Genomic DNA, 20,342 nt, shown 5'->3' with positions numbered 1-20,342 from the left:
CGCCTCCGGTGCGGGAGGATGAACCGTGGCCAATGACCGAGCGACCGTCGTCGTCGACGAGAGCTTCGTCGCGGACGACGTGGCAGCGGCTGAGCAACTGCTCGCGCGGGTGTCGACTCGGGCCGTGATCCGCGAGGGCCGGGACCCCTTCGACTTCCGCCAGCGGACCGTCGGCGACGGGCGCCTGACGATGACCTCCTTCGAGATCTCGTCGTTCCTGCACGTCGAGGTCGACATCGAGGGCGCCGTCGGCGTGGGCCGTCGCCGCGGCGGACGTCTGCGGACGCGGTCGAACGGCGAGGACGTCGACGCGTCGCACCCGTTCCTGCTGCGTCCGGGACGCGCCGAAGCATGGTCGACCGCCCTCGAAGCCGATGTGGTCGGACTCGACCTCCCCGCCCTGGGCGCCTTCGTCGGAAGCGGCGACACGAGCCTCCGATCCGCCGGCACGGGCGCGCTGACCCCCGAGCTGCAACGCCACTGGGATCTGACGGTCAGTCATGTCCAGCAGGTCTTCGCGGAGCCGGACCTGCTGCACAACGACCTCATCCGTCAGGCGGCGATCGACGCCGTCTTCGCGGCGACGCTGAGCACCTTCGGCATCGAGGCCGAGCACGATCGCGACCAGGCCGCAGGACCGGATGCCGTGCGCCGGGCGACGTCGTACATCGACGACCATCTGGGTGAGCCGCTCAGCGTCGGCGACATCGCCCGCGCGGCGCGCCTGAGCGTGCGCGGTCTGCAGAGCGCCTTCGCCCGTTCACTCGGAACCACCCCGGCGGCGTACGTCCGTCGGGCGCGCCTGTCGGCGGTCCGATCGGACCTCCTCGGCGCCGACGCCGAGGAGGCGACGGTCAGCACGGTCGCCCGACGATGGGGGTTCGCCCACCTGCCGCGCTTTGCGCAGCACTACCGGGCCGCCTTCGGCGAGCAGCCCAGCGAGACCCTCCGAAGTCGGGGCGGTCAGTCCCAGCCGAGGTAGTCCTCGATCTGGAATGCGGTCTCGCCGGGGTGCGTCATCGGGAACAGGTGGCCTGCGCCGGGGATGCGGACGACGCTCGCACGATCGGTCGCGGTCGCTTGCAGGTCGTCGCCGTTCGCCGGCACCGTCACGACGTCCTCACCGCCCTGGATGATCAGGATCGGGAGGGATGCCGCCAGCGTCGCCCATTCCGTCACCGGTGTCGAGGCGAGCGCGGCGCTCTGCAGCTCCTCGACCTCGAGGTCCCGGGACCCCGCGAAGACGTGCCACGCCTGATCGAGGTCGATCCCCGCACCCACGAGCGCGCGGATCGCCCGCTCGTCGGGAAGGTCGGCCGGCGCCGAGAAGGCGCCCTTCAGTGCGAGCGCAGCGTCGTCCTCCAGCGCACGGGTGGCCTCGACGCCGAGCAGCAGGACGCCGCTCGCCCGCCCCGCGTGATCGAGCGCGACGGTCCGGGCGACGGCGCCGCCGAAGGCGTGACCGCCGATCCACGCGGCCGGCACGCCCACGTGATCGAGCACGTCGATGACGTCCTGAGCGAGGTCGTGCATCGTGACCGCCCCATCGGCCGGACGCCTCGACCCGATCCGGACGATGCGGAAGCCCTCCTCCTCGAGGATGCTGGCGAGGCCGCCGAGGTAGGCGATGTCCAGACCCTGCGCGGGGATGAGGACGATGGTGGGGCCGTCGCCTTCATCGATGACGGGGATCGCGCGACCCTCCGGGTCGAACGTCTGACGCTGGATCTGGGACATGACTTCCTTCCGGCGGGCGGGACACGGCGGGCGTCCGGGCTCGACAGCCCGACTGACGAGTCTAGACCGGCGTCAGTTGTTGAATCGGAACTCGACGACGTCGCCGTCCTGCATCACATAATCCTTGCCTTCGAGGCGGGCCTTGCCCTTCGCCCGAGCCTCCTGCACCGATCCGGTCTCGACCAGATCGTCGAAGGAGATGACCTCCGCCTTGATGAAGCCCTTCTCGAAATCGGTGTGGATGACGCCCGCGGCCTGCGGCGCCTTCCATCCCTTCCCGATGGTCCACGCCCGCGACTCCTTCGGACCGGCCGTCAGGTAGGTCTGCAAGCCGAGGGTGTCGAAGCCGACCCGCGCGAGCTGGTCCAGACCCGACTCGTCCTGCCCGGTGGAGGCGAGGAGCTCGGCGGCGTCCTCCGGGTCGAGGTCGATGAGCTCGGACTCGATCTTCGCGTCGAGGAACACGGCCTGCGCCGGAGCGACGAGCGCTGCGAGCTCCGCCTTGCGAGCCGCATCCGTCAGCACCGCCTCATCGACGTTGAAGACGAAGATGAACGGCTTGGAGCTCAGCAGACCGAGCTCGCGGATGGGTGCGAGGTCGAGTCCGGATGCCGACAGCAGCTCTCCGCGTTGGAGCGCGTCCTGCGCGGCCTTCGCCCTCTCGAGCACCGACGGGTCGAGCTTCTTGCCCCGCACCTCCTTCTCGTACCGCACGATCGCCCTCTCGAGCGTCTCGAGGTCGGCCAGCTGGAGCTCGGCGTTGATGGTCTCCATGTCGTTCTTCGGGTCGACCGCGCCGTCGACGTGGACGACGTCGTCGTCGGCGAAGCCGCGCACCACCTGTGCGATGGCGTCGGCCTCGCGGATGTTGGCGAGGAACTTGTTGCCGAGCCCTTCCCCCTCGCTCGCGCCCCGCACGATGCCGGCGATGTCGACGAACGACACGGTCGCGGGGATGATCCGCTCGGACGAGAAGATCCCGGCGAGCGTCGTCAGACGGGGATCGGGGAGATTCACGACACCGACGTTCGGCTCGATCGTCGCGAAGGGGTAGTTCGCGGCGAGCACGTCGTTCTTGGTCAGTGCGTTGAAGAGGGTGGACTTGCCGACATTGGGCAGTCCGACGATTCCGATGGTGAGAGCCACGGGCATCCACTCTACGCGGCGACGGCGGCGCGCCTGCGCGGGGACGGCTCGAGCACGGGCGATGGTGGGCACATGGGACTGGACTTCACCGCGATCGATTTCGAGACGGCGAACTCCTCCAGCGCCTCCGCGTGCGCGGTGGGCCTCGCCAAGGTCCGGGACGGTCGGGTGGTCGCCTCCGAGAGCTGGCTGATCCGTCCGCCCGCCGGGCACGACCGGTTCTTCGAGATCAATGTGGGCATCCACGGCATCCGCGAGACCGACGTCGCCGACGCCCCGACGTGGAGCGAGCAGCTGCCGCGGCTCGCCGCCTTCGTCGGCGACGACGTCCTCGTGGCCCACAACGCAGGCTTCGACATGCGCGTGCTCCGCAGCGCGTGCGAGGTCACGGCCACGACGCCTCCCCCGGCCCGGTACCTCTGCAGCGTGCACGTGGCACGCAAGACGTACGATCTGCCGTCCTACCGGCTCCCGGCCGTCGCAGCGGCGGTCGGCCACCTCGACTTCGCGCACCACGACGCCGGGGCGGACGCGCTGGCCTGCGCGCACATCGTGATCGACGCGGGTCTGCGCGCCGGCGCCGTCGATGTCGTCGAGCTCGCCATGCTGCTCGGCGTGCGCATCCCGCAGATCGCTGTCCCCGTGGCGGCCCCCGCCGTCTGACCCGCGCGCCGGCGGGCGATGTCGGCCGTCTGCGGGACGATGGGCGCATGGACCTCGCCTTCGCCCTCCTGCTCGCGCTGCTCTGCCTCGCCGTCGGTGTCGTCATCGGCGCTGCGGTCTCGGCGGCGCGCACCGGCGTCGCCCGACAGCACCTCGCTGCGCGTGCGGCCGCAGCCGAGTCGGCGCGCGATGCGCTGCAGGCCCAGCTCGATCAGCAGCGCGCACTGCAGCGCGAGCTGACCGAACGTGCACACGCCGATCAGGCTGCCCGCGACGAGCGGGAGCGACGCGAGCAGGCGGTGCTGCGCGCGCTCGCGCCGGTGCAGGAGTCGCTCAGCGCGATGCAGCAGAAGGTCGAGCACCTCGAGCGCGATCGACAGGAGCAGTTCGGCTCGGTCGCGACGCAGCTGCGGCGGGCGCAGGAGTCGGACGAGGCGCTGCGTGCGACGACGGAGTCCCTGGCGGGCGCGCTGCGGAGCACGACCGCACGGGGGGTCTGGGGTGAGACCCAGCTGCGACGGATCGTGGAGTCGGCGGGCCTCACGAGATACGTCGACTTCGACACCCAGACCTCGGTCCGCAGTGACGCCGGTGCCGGACGCCCCGACATGGTCGTGCGCCTCCCTGGAGACAAGGCGCTTGCCGTGGATGCGAAGGCACCGCTCGACGCCTATCTCGAGGCGAGCGCGATCCCGCTCACGGCGCAGGGTGAGGACGCCGCGCGGCGCAAACGTCTGCTGGCGGGGCACGTCAAGGCGGTCCGCGCGCACATCGATGCCCTCGCCAAGAAGCGGTACTGGGAGGGACTGCCCACGAGCCCGGAGTTCGTGGTCTGCTTCATCCCGAGCGAGTCGCTGCTCGCCGCTGCGCTCGACGAGGATCCCTCACTGCTCGACTACGCCTTCAGTCGACGCGTCGCGCTGGCATCACCGGTCAATCTGTGGGCCGTCCTGAAGACCGTCGCGTACGCCTGGACCCAGCAGGACGTCTCCGACGAAGCGCGTCGGCTCTTCGATCTGGGGAACGAGCTCTACCAGCGACTCGGTGCGCTCGCAGGTCACGCGGACGATCTGCGTCGCGCGATCGAGCGCACGGTCGACAGTTACAACCGCTTCGTGGGCTCGCTCGAGTCGCGAGTCCTCGTCACAGCCCGCCGCTTCCCCGGAATCGATGACACGAGACTCGAGTCACTGGCAGCGCCGGCAGCTGTCGACGCGACGACCCGACGGATGACTGCACCGGAACTTCTGAGCGACCTCGACGCCGAGGGCGGAACAACGGGCGCCGATCTCGGGGACCTGCGGACCCGGCTGACGGAGGAGACCGTCAGGCCGGGAAGAACGTCATGAGGCCGACCACGCCGAGCGAGACGGCGACGAACGCGCCGATCATCCACCACGCGCTGATCTCGTGCCCCGGGGGCATCCGGCGTCGCAGCAGGACGTCGGGACGACGCGCAGGGTCGTTGACCACCGAGATCTGCCCCGTCACCGGGCGCACGCCGCCCGCCGCCTGACCGGCGATGGGGATCTGGCCCGTCGGGGTCACGGGGATCTGTCCCGTCAACGAGAGCTGGCCCGTGCGGGGATCACTGGATGCAGTGGACATGAGACTCCTGGAGGGGCGGTGGCGAGTGCCGGGGACCGCTGACACCACGGCCATTGTGCCAGAGGCCTGCGCTCCGATCCTGGGTTGACGCCGTCAGCGCGTGTCCCTTGACATCGACGTCTCGCGTCCGCGCGCGGTCACAGCCACTTGGACGTGAGGTGCTCCGAGGAGATCCGACGCAGCGTGCCCGATGCGCCGCGGAGCACGACGCTCTCGGTGTAGACGAAGTCGCCGGCGCGCCGCACGCCGCCCACCAGTTCGCCGTTCGTGACACCGGTCGCGACGAAGAGCGTGTTGTTGCCGCGCACCAGGTCGTCGGCCTCGTAGACGTGGTCGTCGAGCTTCAGTCCGGCGTCGATGCCGCGCTGCTTCTCGTCGTCGTCGCGAGCCCAGAGCCGCCCCTGGATGTGACCGCCGAGCGCCTTGATGGCACAGGCCGTCACGATGCCCTCGGGGCTGCCGCCGACGCCGACGCACATGTCGGTGCGCGCATTGTGTCGGGCGGCGTTGATGCCACCGGCCACGTCGCCGTCGCTCATCAGTCGGGTCCCCGCACCCGCCTCGCGGATCTCGTCGATCAGCTGCGCGTGCCGAGGCCGGTTCAGGACCGACACGACGAGCTCGTCGACGGGCTTGTCGAGCGCCGCAGCGAGACGCCGGATGTTCTCCCCGACGGGCAGCCGGATGTCGACGACGCCCACGCCGGCGGGGCCGGTGACGATCTTGTCCATGTAGAACACCGTCGACGCGTCGAGCATGGCGCCCCGGTCCGCCACGGCGATCACGGACAGCGCGTTGTTGCGGCCCTCGGCCGTCAGCGTCGTGCCGTCGATGGGATCGACCGCGATGTCGCACTGCGGCCCGCGACCCGTGCCGACCCGCTCGCCGTTGAAGAGCATCGGGGCGTTGTCCTTCTCGCCCTCGCCGATGACGATCACACCGTCGAAGTTGACCGTCGTCAGGAAGGCCCGCATCGCGTCCACCGCCGCGCCGTCGGCGAGCTCCTTCTTGCCGCGCCCGATGAACGGCACGGAACGGATCGCGGCGGCCTCGGTCGCGCGGACGAGCTCCAGCGCGAGGTTCCGGTCGGGGTGCAGAGGGCTCATGTCGGCAGTCAGGCTCACCATGGTGTCAGCCTAGGACCGCCCCGGCGCCGCGCCGCACGATTCGTGCCCGGGAGGCACGAAGGATTCGAGGTTCTTTCCGCCACGGCAGAGATCGATGCTCCGGCACCCCCGGACGGGGACGGATGCCGCAGGGCCCCCTTCGCTAGAGTTGGCCTGTCCCACTCACGTCCCGAGGAGCTCAGATGCCCGTCGCATCCCCCGACCAGTACGCCGACATGCTGGACCGCGCGAAGGCAGGCGGCTTCGCCTACCCCGCGATCAACGTGTCGAGCTCGCAGACCATCAACGCCGTGCTGCAGGGCCTGACCGAGGCCGGCTCCGACGGCATCCTCCAGGTCACGACCGGCGGTGCGGACTACTTCGCCGGTCACACCGTGAAGGGTCGCGCCACCGGCGCCCTCGCCTTCGCGAAGTACGTCACGGAGGTCGCGAAGAATTACCCGATCACCGTCGCGCTGCACACCGACCACTGCCCGAAGGACGCGCTCCCCGGATTCGTGCTGCCCCTCATCGAGGCATCCGAGGAAGAGGTCAAGGCGGGCCGCAACCCGATCTTCCAGTCGCACATGTGGGACGGCTCCGCTGTGCCGCTCGATGAGAACATCGAGATCGCGAAGGATCTGCTCCCCCGGATGAAGAACATCAACGCCATCCTCGAGATCGAGGTCGGCGTCGTGGGCGGCGAAGAGGACGGCGTCCAGCACGAGGGCTCCAACGACGCGCTGTACACCACCGTCGCCGACGTCACGAAGGCCGTCGAGGCGCTCGGCCTGGGTGAGAACGGCCGCTACATCTCGGCCCTCACCTTCGGCAACGTCCACGGCGTCTACAAGCCCGGTGGCGTGAAGCTCCGCCCTGAGCTCCTCGGCGAGATCCAGGAGGGCATCGCCGCGCACTTCGGCACGGGACCGAAGCCCCTCGACCTGGTCTTCCACGGCGGCAGCGGCTCGACCGACGACGAGATCGCCACGGCGGTCGGCAACGGCGTCGTGAAGATGAACATCGACACCGACACCCAGTACGCCTTCACCCGCTCCATCGCGGGCTTCATGTTCCAGAACTACGAAGGCGTCCTCAAGGTCGACGGCGAGGTCGGCAACAAGAAGCAGTACGACCCCCGCGCCTGGGGCAAGATCGCCGAGTCCGCGATGGCCCAGCGCGTCGTCGAGGCGACCCAGCAGCTCGGCTCGGCCGGCAAGTCGCTCGGCGTCTGATCCCACCGGCAACGGCAGAGGCCCCGATCCGAGATCGGGGCCTCTGCCGTTTCGTCCTCTGGATCAGTAGGACGCAGTGCCCAGCACGTCGCGCGGGTAGAGCGCGTACCGTTCGCCGTCCACGGTGAACGCGGTGTGCAGATGCGGCCCGGTCGAGCATCCCGTCGAACCCACCGACCCGATGCGCTGGCCTGCCTTGACGGTCTGCCCCGTCTTGACCGAGAACGCGCTCAGGTGCGCGTACACCTGCACGAACCGTGTGCCGTCGATGGTGGAGGTGATGACGACCTCCTTCTGCTTCGTCCGGTTCGGCGCCCACGAGGGACAGCCGGACGTGATCCAGATCTCACGGACGCTTACGGTTCCGCCCCGCATCGCGTAGACGGGCGTCCCCGTCGGCGCGGCGATGTCGTCGCCGCTGTGGCCGGCGTACGTGGTGAATGACCCATTCGGGCGGATCGGATATGCCCAGCCGTAGCGCCCGGGGACGGATGCGGCGGCCGCGGTGGACTCGACGGCGGACTCCATGAGGTCGCTCGTCCAGATCTCGCCGCCTTCATGGTCGAGGAGGCGCAGGACACCGTCGTCGCCGAGGGTGAGCGCTGTCGCGCCGAGGCCGGCCGTCCTGGTGGACCAGACGGAGGCGTCGTCCTCATCGAGCAGCACGAGCTCTCCGTCGCCGGTGAACTGAAGGAGTCCGTCCAGCTTGCCGGTCGTCCTCGACGTGCGGACGAGACGCTGCTGCTGCGTCAGCGCCACGTTGCCGTCGCCGAGCAGGCCGAACGCGTGCCGACCGTCGGGCGAGGTGATCGTCACCCCGGCGCGCAACGACGTGCCGGGGAGGACGGAGGTCCCGAGTGACCACGAGATGCGCAGAGGCGCAGTCGTTCTCGTCACCGACCGATAGTCCTTCTGCGTGGCGGTCACGGTGAAGGTGACCGAGCGGCCGGCGGCCCAGGTCGGAACCTCCCATGTGGTCCCGACGGCGCCCGCGACGGGCGCGCCGTCCACCCGCCACTGTGTACGCAGGTTCGCCGATGTCGGCTTCCACGACCCGACCTTCGCGGTGAGGACACGCCCGGCCTGAGCGGTGCCCGAGAGGGTCGGGACGGGTGACGACGTGAACGCGTAGAGCACGCCGACAGCCGACGAGGTGCGGGACACCGTCGTGTACCCCGTTTTCCGTCCCGTCACCCGGACGGACACATCTGCGAGGGCGTCCGATGTGACGAGCCGATAGGTCCGAGCGGTCGCTCCGGCGATCGCCTTCCCGTCACGCAGCCACTGGTAGGACATCGCGACGTCGCCGGGACCCCAGGTGCCGGGAGCCGCGGTCAAGGTCGCGCCCACGGAGGCGGTACCCGTCAGAGCCACCTTGGCCGGAACGGACAGCACACGGGGGACGGAGACCGGGACGCTCGTCCGCTGGACGGTCGTGTAGCTGCGTTTGGACCCGGACACGCGCACGGCGATCTTCGCGCCGCCGTCCGCCGGGGTGAGGAGGTACGTGGGCTTGGTGGCTCCGCTGATCGGACGGCCGCCGCGAAGCCATTGGTACCGGAGGTCGACCGGCGCCGGCGTCCAGGCGCCGGCGGTTGCGCGGAGGGTCTTCCCGACGGCGGCGGTCCCCGAGACGGTGGGGACGGGCGCCCCGGTGAGGGGCAGCCCGACGGAGAACGACTTCGAACGCAGCCGGACGGTGGTGTAGCCGGCTTTGAGCACCGCTACCCGGACCGAGAGCGCCTTGCCGAGGTCCGTGCCGGTCGGGATGTACGTCGCCCCTTTGGCTCCGGGAATGGCGACGCCACTGCGAAGCCAGGTGTACCGGAGCTCGACGGGCGAGGGGGCCCATCCGGTCACCTTCACGGTCAGCTTCTGGCCGATCGTGCGTTCGCCCGCGATCGACCAGGAACCGCGACGGAGTGTGGATGCCGCCACGGCCGCCGTGGGTGTCGAGGTGGTGTGGGTCGTCGCGTACCCACTGCGTGCGCCTGTCACGGTGACGGTGACCCGGTGGCCGACGGCCGATGCCGGCAATCGCCATGTCCGGGAGGTGGCTCCCTGGACGGCGGCACCGTTGACACGCCATTGGTACGTGAGGCTCGCGGCTGGCTTCCACGTCCCCGGCACCGCTGTCAGCGTCTTCCCGAACCCCGGGGTGCCGGCGATGGTGGGTCGCGGAACGGTCGTGAAGCGCAGCGGCACCGTGGGCGACGGCGCAGGACTGGGCGACGCGGTCACGGTCGGCGACGGGGTGGCCGTCGGGGTCGGGGTCGGAGTCGCCGTCGACGCGCCCGCCGGCGTCGTCGCTGACGGCGTGGGTGTCGCGGCCACCGCGGGCATGGCGACACCGCTCAGGATCAGCGCGATCGCTGAGACGAACGATGCGATCTGCACACGACGAGCGGATGATGAGCGCGGCACGTGGTCCCTCTCCGAAGACGCGCGCGAGGGATCTCCGCGCAACAGCGCCAAAATACCAGGTGAGAGATCCCTCATCCAACAACCGTGTCGGGCGGAGCCTCAGCCTCCCGCGCCGAAGTGGGCGGCCACGCCGGGATCGCCGACCAGCGGGACGACGAGGCAGAAGCTGGCGATCAGGAAGGTCACGATCGCGCCGACGAGGGGGATCCACCACGTCAGGCGTCGCCGCGACAGCGACCACCACGACAGCGCGGCCGTCAGGAGCCATCCCCCGGCGAAGACCGCCGCGCCGATGCCGCCCCAGAGCCGTCCCTGCGCCGTGTTGGTGAACGTGCCGTCGATCCCTGCCACCCGCATCCAGTCCTCCGCGAACGCGGAGAAGTCGATGAGCTGCGGGATGGCGCCCACGACCGTGACGAGGCCATAGGCCAGGAGGGCAACGGTGATGATGCGGTCCGCCAGGCGCGTCGGCCGAGCGGCCACCGTGGTCGCCGGCGCGGTCGGCGGGTGCGGGTGTTCGACGGATGCCGTCGGTGCCGGCTCGGGCGAGGGCTGCCGGATCGCGGCTCGCTGCTGCTCGGGGGTGGCGTACTCCCCGTACTGCGGCTGCGGCCGAGGATCGTTCACGAGCGCGACCGCCCCCCGAGCGCACGATCGTCGCGGCGGCCCGAGATGTCCTGGCGCAGCTCCTTCGGAAGGGAGAACATCAGGTCCTCCTCGGCCGTCTTCACCTCGGCGACGTCTGCGTAGCCGGCCCCCGCGAGATCGGCGAGGACCTCTTGGACGAGCACCTCCGGAACGGACGCACCGGAGGTGACCCCCACGGTCTCCACCCCGTCGAGCCACTCCTGCTGGATCTCGTAGGCGTAGTCCACCCGGTAGGCCGCCTTGGCACCGTACTCGAGGGCGACCTCGACGAGGCGGACGCTGTTGGACGAGTTCGCCGAGCCCACGACGATGACGAGGTCGGCATCCTTCGCGACCTTCTTGATCGCCACCTGACGGTTCTGGGTCGCGTAGCAGATGTCGTCCGACGGCGGATCCTGCAGGTTCGGGAACCGCTCGCGGAGGCGGCGGACGGTGTCCATCGTCTCGTCGACGGACAGGGTCGTCTGCGACAGCCACACCACCTTGTCGGGATCCTTCACCTCGACGGTGTCCGCCTCCTCGGGCGAGTTGACCACCGTCACGTGATCGGGGGCCTCACCGGCAGTCCCCTCGACCTCTTCGTGTCCGTCGTGACCGATCAGGAGGATCTCGAAGTCGTCGCGTGCGAATCGGACGGCCTCGCGGTGCACCTTCGTCACGAGCGGGCAGGTCGCGTCGATCGCCTGCAGCCCGCGGTCGGCGGCGGCGTTCACGACGGCCGGCGAGACGCCGTGCGCGCTGAAGACGACGTGCGCCCCCTCGGGGACCTCGTCCACCTCCTCGACGAAGATCGCACCCTGGGCTTCGAGCTCGGTCACGACGTGGATGTTGTGGACGATCTGCTTGCGCACGTAGACCGGCGCACCGTAGCGCTCGAGCGCCTTCTCCACGGCGACCACCGCACGATCGACGCCCGCGCAGTAGCCCCGCGGGGCCGCCACCAGGACGCGCTTGGAACCCTGGACGGGACGGTCGACGAGGCGCGCGCGGGCACCCGGGATCCGGGGCATCGGCAGCGAGACGGCAGGTGAGGTCACCCCTCGATTCTAGGAAGCCTCGCCTGGGTGTGGGACGTATGGACGAAGATGGGTGTCCGTGACGAGTTTCCAGACGGCCCCCGGCGCCACACCACCCCCGGACGCCGTGCATCCGCGTGACTCCTCGCCCGACACGCCGACCTCGGTGTCGCGGCTGAACGACACCATCCGCGACTTCGTCCAGAAATGGGGGTCGGTGTGGGTGGAGGGCGAGATCACCGCCTGGAATCTCCGCGGCGGCCACGTCTTCGGACGCCTGAAGGATGCCGGGGGCGACGGCATGCTGTCGTTCCGCATGTGGTCGTCGACGCTCCAGCGGACACCTGACGATCTGAAGGTCGGCGACCGCGTCGTCGCCTGCGTGAAGGCCGACTACTTCGTCAAGACGGGCGATTTCACCTTCACCGTCTCGGCGATGCGGCACACCGGTCTCGGCGACCAGCTGGAGCGCCTCGAGCGTCTGCGCGCGACCCTGCGGGCGGAGGGACTGTTCGACCCGTCGCGGAAGAAGCCCATCCCCTTCCTGCCGCACGCCATCGGGTTGATCACCGGTGAGCGCAGCGACGCCGAGAAGGACGTGCACCGCAACGCCGAGCTGCGGTGGCCGCACGTGCGGTTCCGGACCATCAACGCCGCCGTCCAGGGCGATCGATGCGTCCCGGAGACGATCGCCGCGCTGCGCACCCTCGACGCGGATCCGGAGGTCGATGTGATCATCATCGCCCGCGGCGGCGGCGACCCCCAGACGCTCCTCGGGTTCAGTGACGAGCGGCTGCTGCGCGCGGTGGCCGCGGCATCCACCCCCGTCGTCTCGGCGATCGGGCACGAGAACGATCACCCGCTGCTCGACGACGTGGCAGACCTCCGCGCCTCGACCCCCACCGATGCCGCCAAACGCGTCGTCCCGGATGTGTCCGAGCAGCGGGCCCTGGTGCAGCAGCTGCGCAGTCGCGCGCGCACCCGCCTGACGCAGCGCGTGGCCCACGACATCGCGAACCTCGACCAGCTCCGCTCGCGGCCGGTGCTGCGCGACCCCGAGGCGCTGCTGACCGGGCGGGCGCAGGAGGTGTGGACCCTCGCGTCGCGGGGACGGGAGATCGTGCGGAGACGCTGGGATGCCGCGGCACGGACGACGGCGGAGCTGCGGGCCTCGCTGCGCGCCCTCTCCCCCGGCGCGACCCTCGACCGCGGGTACGCCATCGCGCATCTGCCGGGCGGCACCATCGTGCGCGACGCCGCGCAGGCGGGACCCGGCGCGGAGGTCGTCGTCACCGTGGCCCGGGGCTCGTTCGCGGCCCGCTCGGAAGGAGTGCTCGCCGAGTCCGCGGACCCGCATCCGGGGACGGATGCCGTCGCCGACCCGAACTAGGATGGACGCCATGAGCAGCGACACGGGCGACCTGTCGACCCTCACGTTCGAACAGGCCCGCGACGAGCTCGTCCAGGTGGTCGCGAAACTCGAGCAGGGGTCCCCCACCCTCGAGGAGTCGCTGGCGCTGTGGACCCGAGGCGAGGCCCTCGCCGCCAGGTGCGAAGAATGGCTGCTGGGCGCCAAGCGCCGCCTCGACGACGCGCGCGGCGCAGAGACGACCGCGTCCTGATGGCGCGTCACCAGCGGGTCGTCGCCGAGCTCGGTCGACCGGAGACGCCCGAGGAGACGGCCGCGCGGAAAGCGGAGTCATCGCAGCGGTATCGCTCGAGCAAGACGTTCCGCAACCTGATCGCGGCGATGATCGTCTGCGTCGGCATCGTCGCCGTCATCTACCTGGGCGTGCCGCGCGGGACACCCGCCGACACCCCCGAGGCCGACATCCCGGCGGCGGCCGCTGCCGCGGCGGAGACCGCGGGGCACGCCGTCATCGTCCCCGAGACGCCGGAATCGTGGCGCGCGAACTCCGCGCAGGTGGACGGCGGCGAGTGGCGGGTCGTGTTCGCTCCCGCGCAGGGCTACGTCGAGATCACGCAGACCTTCGACGCACCCGACGGATGGGCATCCCGCCAGCTGGGCGGGTACGCCCCCACCGGCACCACCGAGATCGACGGCGTCGAATGGGACGTCTACGACCTCGCCCGCCCGGCCGACACGATCGACTACGCGCTCTCGACGACGATCGGAGACGACGTCGTCATCATCGCGCTGTCCGAGTCGACGTCGCGAAGCGCCGCCGACACCGTCGCCGAGGACCTCGGCGACCAGATCCGCACCCTGCGAGAGGAGCTCCGTTGAGCGCGACCCCGACCCCCGCCGACGTCTGGACTTCGATGTTGGAGGGGAATCGGCGTTTCGTCGCCGGCGAGCCCCGTCACCCCCGTCAGGACGCGGAGCGCCGCCACGAGCTCGCGCACGCGCAGCGCCCGACGGCCGCACTGTTCGGCTGCTCGGATTCGCGTCTGGCGGCGGAGATCATCTTCGACGAGGGCCTCGGCGACCTCTTCGTCATCCGCAACGCCGGTCAGGTCGTGTCCGATTCGGTCATCGGCAGCCTCGAATACGCGGTCGCAGTGCTGAACGTGCCGCTCATCGTCGTGCTCGGCCACGACGAATGCGGCGCGGTGCGCGCCGCCATCGACTCCACCGGAGCCGATGCCCCCGCGCTGCCGGCGAACATCTGGCGCCAGGTCGCGCCCATCGTCCCGGCCGTCCGACGGGTCCTCAAGGGCAACCAGGGTGCCTCCTCGGCGACCGTCGACGCCGAGGAGGTCGGTCGCGAGCACCTGCGCGACACGGTCGCGGGCATCCTCCGCGCCTCCGAGCTGATCAGCGAGGCCGTGGCCGACGGTCGCGTCGCGATCGTCGGCGCCAATTACCGTCTCGCCGACGGCACCGCGATCGCCGACGTCGTCGTCGGCGACGCATCCTGAGTCACCATCGAAACCGCAAGACAGTCACCTGGAACGAGGACGTGAACGAACATGACTGAGCCGACCGAGTACCGCATCGAGCACGACACGATGGGCGAGGTGCGCGTGCCGAAGGACGCGCTGTACGCCGCGCAGACCCAGCGCGCCGTCGAGAACTTCCCCATCTCGGGCTCGGGCCTGGAATCGACGCAGATCGCCGCGCTCGCCCGCATCAAGAAGGCTGCAGCGCTCGCGAACAAGGACCTGGGCACCCTCGACGGCGACGTCGCGGACGCGATCGCCTGGGCCGCGGACGAGGTCGCCACCGGCGCCTACGACGTCCACTTCCCGGTCGACACCTACCAGACCGGCTCGGGCACCTCCTCGAACATGAACATGAACGAGGTGCTCGCGACCCTCGCGACGCGCAAGCTCGGAGCCACCGTGCACCCGAACGACCACGTCAACGCATCGCAGTCCTCGAACGACGTCTTCCCCACCTCGGTGCACATCGCCGTCACGCAGGCGCTGATCGACGACCTGATCCCCGCCCTCGACCACCTCGCCGTGGCCCTCGAGGAGAAGGCGGACGCGTGGAAGAGCGTCGTCAAGAGCGGCCGCACCCACCTGATGGATGCCACTCCGGTCACCCTGGGACAGGAGTTCGGCGGCTACGCCCGGCAGATCCGCCTCGGCATCGAGCGCGTCCAGTCGGTCCTCCCCCGCGTGGGCGAGGTGCCCCTCGGCGGCACCGCGGTCGGCACCGGCATCAACACGCCGCTCGGCTTCCCGCAGAAGGTGATCGAGATCCTCGCCTCCGAGACCGAGCTCCCCATCACCGAGGCGAAGGACCACTTCGAGGCGCAGGCGAACCGCGACGGCCTCGTCGAGGCATCCGGAGCCCTCCGCACCATCGCCGTCTCGCTCACCAAGATCAACAACGACATCCGCTGGATGGGCTCGGGGCCGAACACCGGACTCGGAGAGCTGCACATCCCCGACCTGCAGCCGGGATCCTCGATCATGCCCGGCAAGGTGAACCCGGTCGTCCCGGAGGCGACCCTCATGGTCGCCGCCCGCGTAATCGGCAACGACGCGACCGTCGCATGGGCCGGCGCATCCGGCTCGTTCGAGCTCAACGTCGCGATCCCCGTCATGGGCACGGCGCTGCTGGAGTCCATCCGCCTGCTCTCGAACGCGATGCGCGTGCTCGCCGACAAGACGGTGTCGGGACTCGAGGCCAACGTCGAGCGCGCCGCCGCGTACGCCGGGATGTCCCCGTCGATCGTGACGCCCCTCAACAAGCTCATCGGCTACGAGGCCGCCGCCAAGATCGCCAAGCACTCGGTGGCCAAGGGCATCACCGTGCGCGATGCCGTCATCGACCTCGGCTACGTCGAACGCGGCGAGCTGACCGAGCAGCAGCTCGACGAGAAGCTCGACCTCCTCTCGATGACCCACCCTGGTTGATAATCGGAGCGTGAACAGCGCCGCCGCACCACCGCGACGGGGCACGCCGGGCCTGGGGATCCTCCTCGTGGTCACCGCGGCGGGCCTCGTCGGCGTCGGTGCGGCGGCGCTCGTCGTCGTGCTCCTGGGCGCTCCCGATCTGGCGGGATGGATGCTGCTGGTCTGGGTCCTCGCCGCCGCCGTGACGCTCACGAGCGTCGGCGTGGTCGGGTGGGCCCTGCTGGAGCGTCGGGGCTCCGCCGACCGCCGCGTCCGCGACGTCGCCGAAGGCGCCTACGAGAACCAGCGCCGGCTGCTCGACGACGTCCGTCACGAGCTGAAGACGCCGATCACGATCGTGCGTGGTCATCTCGAGATGATGGATGCCGCCGATCCGACCGACGTCGACGCGATCCGGAGCCTCGGGATGGCCGAGCTCGATCGGATGACACGGCTGATCGGCGACATCGACGTGCTCGCGGCGGTCGAGGGAGGGCAGCTCTCGTACGCGGACGTCGACACCGCCGCGCTCACGCAGCGGGTGGCCGAGATGGTCGCGGTCATCGGCGACCATGCGTGGCGCATCGAGCAGTCCGCCGACGCGGTGATCCGAGCGGATGGAGACCGTTTGCTGCAGGCCTGGGTCCAGCTCGCCGACAACGCGGCGAAGTACTCCCCCGCCGGGACGGCGATCGAGATCGGCAGCGCCGTGCACGCGGCCGGTGCGCAGCTCTGGGTGCGCGACCACGGCCCCGGCATCCCCCCGTCGGTGCGCCACCGCATCTTCCGCCGCTTCGATCGCGGCACGGGGAAACGACACGTGGGCGGGTCGGGACTGGGGCTCGCGATCGTGGACGCGATCGCCAAGGCGCACGGCGGACACTGCGCCGTCGCGGACACCCCCGGCGGCGGTGCTACGTTCACCCTGGAGATACCGATCGGCACCCGGGGGGCACTGCCGTCCCCGATCCGCGCCGGCGACGTGCTCCTCCAGCGAGAGGCCACTGAATGACCCGCATCCTGATCGTCGACGACGAGCCGCACATCGTGTCGCTCGTCTCGCGCGCCGTCCATGCCGAGGGCTACGACGCGGTCGGCGCCGACGACGGCCCCGAGGCCCTCGCGCTGGCGCTCGCGGGCGACATCGACCTCATCGTGCTCGACGTCGGTCTGCCCACGATGGACGGCTTCGAGGTGCTGCGCGAGCTCCGCGGGTCCGGCGACACCACCCCGGTGATCATGCTGACGGCCCGCAGCGGCACGAGCGACACGATCGAAGGCCTGGATGCCGGAGCGAGCGACTACGTCCCGAAGCCCTTCGCCGTGGCAGAGCTCATGGCGCGCGTGCGTTCGCGCCTGCGTGACAGCGCCGCCAGCGCACCCACCGTCCTCAGCCGGGGCCCCGTGACCCTCGACATCCTGGCCCGGCGCGCGACGGTCGACGGTCGCGACGTCGACCTGTCCGCGCGGGAGTTCACCCTCGCCGAGCAGTTCCTCCGCCACGCCGGTGAAGTGCTGACGCGCGAGGTCCTCCTCAGCCGCGTCTGGGGGCTCGACTTCGACCCGGGGTCGAACGTCGTCGACGTGTACGTGCGCTACCTGCGCTCCAAGCTCGGTCCCGACCGCATCGCCACCGTGCGCGGCGAGGGCTATCGCTGGGACTGAACGCGAACAGCGACGCCCCCGGCCATGGCGGCCGGGGGCGTCGGACTATTGCCTGACTCAGCTGAGCTCGCCCGCCTCCAGCAGGTCGGTGACGAGGGCGGCGATGGCGGAGCGCTCGGACCGGACCAACGTGACGTGACCGAAGAGGTCGTGCCCCTTCAGCGTCTCGATCACCGACGCGATGCCGTCGTGCCGGCCGACGCGGAGGTTGTCGCGCTGGCCGACGTCGTGGGTGAGCACGACGCGGGAGTTCTGACCGATGCGGCTGAGGACGGTGAGGAGGACGTTCCGCTCGAGCGACTGCGCTTCATCGACGATCACGAAGGCGTCGTGGAGCGAACGACCGCGGATGTGCGTGAGCGGCATGACCTCGAGCATCCCCCGCGCGACGACCTCCTCGAGGACGTTCGACGAGACGACCGATCCGAGGGTGTCGAAGACCGCCTGCCCCCAGGGGTTCATCTTCTCCTGCTGGTCACCGGGCAGATAGCCGAGCTCCTGCCCGCCGACGGCGAACAGCGGGCGGAAGACGATGATCTTCTTCTGCTGTTGCTGCTCGAGCACCGACTGCAGGCCGGCGCATAGGGCGAGCGCCGACTTACCGGTGCCGGCGCGGCCGCCGAGCGACACGATCCCGACCTCGGGGTCGAGCAGGAGGTCGATGGCGATCCGCTGCTCGGCGGACCGTCCGTGCAGACCGAAGACGTCTCGGTCACCGCGGACGAGCTTGTACGACCCGTCGCCGGTGACCCGACCGAGCGCCGATCCCCGCTCGGAGTGGATGACGAGACCCGTGTTGACGGGCAGCCCCCGGACGTCCTCGCTGAGCCCGATCTCACTGTCGTAGAGGTCGCTGACCTCGTCGCCGGAGAGGTCCACGGATGCGATGCCGGTCCACCCCGAGTCGACGGCCTGCTCGGCGAGGTACTCCTCGGCGTGCAGGCCGAGGGAGGCGGCTTTCACGCGCATCGGCAGATCCTTCGACACGACCGTGACCGCCTGACCCTCCTGGCTGAGGTGCATCGCGACGGCGAGGATGCGGGTGTCGTTGTCACCCAGCCGCATGCCGGCAGGCAGCACGGTGGGGTCGGTGTTCGTGAGCTCGACGCGCAGGGTTCCGTCTGAGCCGACGGGGACGGGGAAGTCGAGACGACCGTGCTCGATGCGGAGCTCATCGAGGTGGCGCAGCGCCTGGCGCGCGAAGTAGCCGATCTCCGGGTCGTGACGCTTGCGTTCCAGCTCGGTGACGACGACGACCGGCAGCACGACGGAATGCTCCGCGAACCGGAAGAGGGCCCGCGGATCGCTCAGCAGGACGGAGGTGTCCAGCACGTACGTGCGCAGATCCTGGTCCTCGGCCGCCTCCGCGGACTTGCCGATGTGACGCTGCTTCTCAGGTGCTCGTGTGGCCACGATCCACTCCCGCCCCGGGTGCACCCACCCGGCGGTCACGAGTCGACCTGGGGTCACGAGTCGTGAGAGGCCGACTCGAACGGGCGCTCTGCCCGTTGGGTCGAACGTAGGGTGCTCATCCGACCGGTGGCGCCTTCGACACGCCGCGGGATGTGTCCGGCGCGTGAACTCTCGGAATCAGTCGGCCAGGCCGAGCGGACCCGTCGCCGTGCCGGGGTGGACGGGCATCCGGGCGACCGCCTCCGCCAGCGCGTCGCCGAGCAGGCCGAGGGTGTCCTCACGGGTCCCGGCGTGCGGCGCGACCCGCACCAGGCCCGAGCGCACGGTCACGGTGACACCGGCGTTGGCGAGGGCGACCCCGATGGCCGTCGCGAGCTGGGGGTCGGGGGCGAGCGTGACGATCCCGGCGTGCCGCTCGCGATCGGTGAGGACGGGGATGCCGTGGGCATCGGCGATCTCCATGACGCGGGCCGCATTCGCGGCGACGGCTGCGGCGACGGTCGCGACACCGGCATCCGTCACCTCCCGCACGGCGACGGCGAGCCGACCCGCAGCCAGGGCGTCGGGACGCGACACGCTGAACGCCTCGGCACCGCTGCGGGGTCCCGAGACGACGATGTCGCCCAGTTCGCCCTCGGACCCCTCGACGCCCGACAGGACGGGCTCGAGACGGTCGAGTGCGCGGGCGGAGAACCTGGCGAAGCCGGTTCCGCGGCCTGCCCGCAGCCACTTGTAGCCGTTGCCGACCACGACATCCGCGGCATCCCACGCGGCGTCGACGACACCGATGCCCTGAATGCCGTCGACGATCAGGAGGCGATCGCCGATGACGCCGCGGATGGCTTCCAGGTCGGCGACGTAGCCGGTGCGGTAGTCGACGAGACTGACCGCCACGGCGTTCACCTCGTCGTCGAGGGCCTCGCGCACCGCCTCCGCGGTCACGGCAGGCAGCGCGGGATCGAGTTCGCGGATCGCGAGGCGCCCGAGGGCGTCGGCGGCCCGCCTCGCGGACACCGTCAGCGAGGGATACTCCTGCGGAGAGAGCAGGACGGTTCCCGACATCGCGAAGAACGTGTGGAGCAGGCCCTGGCCGGTCGACGGCTGCAGGACGATCTCCGCGGCATCGGCGCCGAGCAGCTCGGCGACCGCGTCCCGCGCCGATGAGACGTGCGCGTCGACGAGGTCGAGGCCTCCCGTGCGTCCCGTCGCCAGCAGCTCGCCGTCGGCGCGGGCCTCTTCGCGCACCGCTGACGAGAGCGGACCGAAGGACGCCCAGTTCAGATAGCCGGCTTCCGCATCGAAGGAGGCGAGGTAGGCGTCGAGGTCATCCACCGATCCATCCTCCCACGCCGGGTCGCCCGAGCGGGATG

At 70.5% G+C, this 20,342-nt stretch carries 20 protein-coding genes; 11 read left to right on the top strand and 9 right to left on the bottom strand.

Going from position 1 to position 20,342, the window contains the following annotated elements; translation table 11 throughout:
- The first annotated feature begins 25 nt into the window (after positions 1 to 25).
- Positions 26 to 982 carry a helix-turn-helix domain-containing protein gene (locus tag KZX17_RS10410; protein ID WP_248172921.1) on the top strand — a complete coding sequence of 319 codons (957 nt, stop codon included), beginning with the start codon at positions 26 to 28 and terminating at the stop codon, positions 980 to 982.
- Here KZX17_RS10410 and KZX17_RS10405 read toward each other — a convergent pair.
- On the bottom strand, positions 964 to 1,737 hold the full coding sequence (locus tag KZX17_RS10405) for an alpha/beta fold hydrolase (RefSeq protein ID WP_248172919.1): 774 nt from the start codon (positions 1,735 to 1,737) through the stop codon (positions 964 to 966). The two genes, KZX17_RS10410 and KZX17_RS10405, sit on opposite strands and share 19 nt — an antisense overlap.
- A gap of 72 nt (positions 1,738 to 1,809) precedes the next feature.
- On the bottom strand, positions 1,810 to 2,883 hold the full coding sequence (ychF, locus tag KZX17_RS10400) for a redox-regulated ATPase YchF (RefSeq protein ID WP_248172917.1): 1,074 nt from the start codon (positions 2,881 to 2,883) through the stop codon (positions 1,810 to 1,812).
- Between the two features lie 72 nt (positions 2,884 to 2,955).
- On the opposite strand from ychF, the gene KZX17_RS10395 reads away from it, so the two are divergent.
- Positions 2,956 to 3,546, top strand: a complete 591-nt coding sequence (locus tag KZX17_RS10395; RefSeq protein ID WP_248172906.1) for a 3'-5' exonuclease — start codon at positions 2,956 to 2,958, stop codon at positions 3,544 to 3,546.
- A 47-nt stretch (positions 3,547 to 3,593) separates the two neighbouring features.
- Complete coding sequence (locus KZX17_RS10390) at positions 3,594 to 4,895, top strand: DNA recombination protein RmuC (protein ID WP_248172903.1); 1,302 nt, start codon at positions 3,594 to 3,596, stop codon at positions 4,893 to 4,895.
- Here the strand turns inward: KZX17_RS10390 and KZX17_RS10385 are convergent.
- Together KZX17_RS10385 and glpX are read right to left on the bottom strand one after the other, a co-directional pair.
- Entirely contained in the window at positions 4,873 to 5,154 is a 282-nt protein-coding gene (locus KZX17_RS10385) for a hypothetical protein (protein ID WP_248172901.1), read from the bottom strand. The two genes, KZX17_RS10390 and KZX17_RS10385, sit on opposite strands and share 23 nt — an antisense overlap.
- Positions 5,155 to 5,291: 137 nt before the next feature.
- Positions 5,292 to 6,281 (bottom strand): class II fructose-bisphosphatase, encoded by a 990-nt coding sequence (gene glpX / locus KZX17_RS10380; RefSeq protein ID WP_248172898.1) that lies wholly within the window; start codon positions 6,279 to 6,281, stop codon positions 5,292 to 5,294.
- Positions 6,282 to 6,463: 182 nt separating this feature from the next.
- Here glpX and fbaA point away from each other — a divergent pair, with 182 nt between their 5' ends.
- Positions 6,464 to 7,495 carry a class II fructose-bisphosphate aldolase gene (gene fbaA, locus KZX17_RS10375; RefSeq protein ID WP_248172896.1) on the top strand — a complete coding sequence of 344 codons (1,032 nt, stop codon included), beginning with the start codon at positions 6,464 to 6,466 and terminating at the stop codon, positions 7,493 to 7,495.
- A 63-nt stretch (positions 7,496 to 7,558) separates the two neighbouring features.
- Here the strand turns inward: fbaA and KZX17_RS15205 are convergent, their stop codons facing one another.
- The 3 genes from KZX17_RS15205 to KZX17_RS10360 form a co-directional block, all read right to left on the bottom strand.
- Complete coding sequence (locus KZX17_RS15205) at positions 7,559 to 9,892, bottom strand: peptidoglycan DD-metalloendopeptidase family protein (protein ID WP_308194580.1); 2,334 nt, start codon at positions 9,890 to 9,892, stop codon at positions 7,559 to 7,561.
- 126 nt (positions 9,893 to 10,018) lie between these two features.
- The gene (locus KZX17_RS10365; RefSeq protein WP_248172895.1) at positions 10,019 to 10,546 is read right to left on the bottom strand and encodes a DUF6264 family protein; all 528 of its coding nucleotides are present in this window, start codon (positions 10,544 to 10,546) and stop codon (positions 10,019 to 10,021) included.
- Positions 10,543 to 11,577 (bottom strand): 4-hydroxy-3-methylbut-2-enyl diphosphate reductase, encoded by a 1,035-nt coding sequence (locus KZX17_RS10360; RefSeq protein ID WP_248174812.1) that lies wholly within the window; start codon positions 11,575 to 11,577, stop codon positions 10,543 to 10,545. Before KZX17_RS10360 ends, KZX17_RS10365 begins: the two co-directional genes overlap by 4 nt.
- Positions 11,578 to 11,662: 85 nt before the next feature.
- Here KZX17_RS10360 and xseA point away from each other — a divergent pair, with 85 nt between their 5' ends.
- The 7 genes from xseA to KZX17_RS10325 are packed head-to-tail and all read left to right on the top strand — an operon-like array spanning position 11,663 to position 17,559.
- Positions 11,663 to 12,973: an exodeoxyribonuclease VII large subunit gene (gene xseA / locus KZX17_RS10355; protein ID WP_248172892.1), complete on the top strand. Its 1,311-nt coding sequence runs from the start codon at positions 11,663 to 11,665 to the stop codon at positions 12,971 to 12,973.
- A gap of 1 nt (position 12,974) precedes the next feature.
- Positions 12,975 to 13,205, top strand: coding sequence for an exodeoxyribonuclease VII small subunit (locus KZX17_RS10350; protein WP_248172889.1), 231 nt, complete (start codon positions 12,975 to 12,977; stop codon positions 13,203 to 13,205).
- A complete protein-coding gene (locus tag KZX17_RS10345; protein ID WP_248172888.1) occupies positions 13,205 to 13,831 on the top strand; it encodes a DUF4245 family protein in 627 nt (208 codons plus the stop codon). The genes KZX17_RS10350 and KZX17_RS10345 overlap by 1 nt, the downstream gene beginning before the upstream one ends.
- Positions 13,828 to 14,466, top strand: a complete 639-nt coding sequence (locus KZX17_RS10340; RefSeq protein WP_282443640.1) for a carbonic anhydrase — start codon at positions 13,828 to 13,830, stop codon at positions 14,464 to 14,466. The genes KZX17_RS10345 and KZX17_RS10340 overlap by 4 nt, the downstream gene beginning before the upstream one ends.
- Positions 14,467 to 14,517: 51 nt before the next feature.
- Positions 14,518 to 15,915 carry an aspartate ammonia-lyase gene (locus tag KZX17_RS10335; protein ID WP_248172886.1) on the top strand — a complete coding sequence of 466 codons (1,398 nt, stop codon included), beginning with the start codon at positions 14,518 to 14,520 and terminating at the stop codon, positions 15,913 to 15,915.
- 10 nt (positions 15,916 to 15,925) lie between these two features.
- Positions 15,926 to 16,906, top strand: a complete 981-nt coding sequence (locus KZX17_RS10330; RefSeq protein WP_248172885.1) for a HAMP domain-containing sensor histidine kinase — start codon at positions 15,926 to 15,928, stop codon at positions 16,904 to 16,906.
- Positions 16,903 to 17,559, top strand: a complete 657-nt coding sequence (locus KZX17_RS10325) for a response regulator transcription factor (RefSeq protein WP_248172884.1) — start codon at positions 16,903 to 16,905, stop codon at positions 17,557 to 17,559. The genes KZX17_RS10330 and KZX17_RS10325 overlap by 4 nt, the downstream gene beginning before the upstream one ends.
- A gap of 57 nt (positions 17,560 to 17,616) precedes the next feature.
- Here KZX17_RS10325 and KZX17_RS10320 read toward each other — a convergent pair whose 3' ends face one another.
- A complete protein-coding gene (locus KZX17_RS10320) occupies positions 17,617 to 18,972 on the bottom strand; it encodes a PhoH family protein (protein ID WP_248172883.1) in 1,356 nt (451 codons plus the stop codon).
- A 177-nt stretch (positions 18,973 to 19,149) separates the two neighbouring features.
- Positions 19,150 to 20,304: an aminotransferase class V-fold PLP-dependent enzyme gene (locus tag KZX17_RS10315; RefSeq protein WP_248172882.1), complete on the bottom strand. Its 1,155-nt coding sequence runs from the start codon at positions 20,302 to 20,304 to the stop codon at positions 19,150 to 19,152.
- Between the last annotated feature and the right edge of the window lie 38 nt (positions 20,305 to 20,342).

It is taken from the genome of Microbacterium sp. EYE_78 (genome assembly GCF_023149035.1).
Taxonomy (GTDB): domain Bacteria; phylum Actinomycetota; class Actinomycetes; order Actinomycetales; family Microbacteriaceae; genus Microbacterium.
Note: the sequence above shows the minus strand (reverse complement) of the source record. Positions and strands in the feature narration are given on the sequence as shown.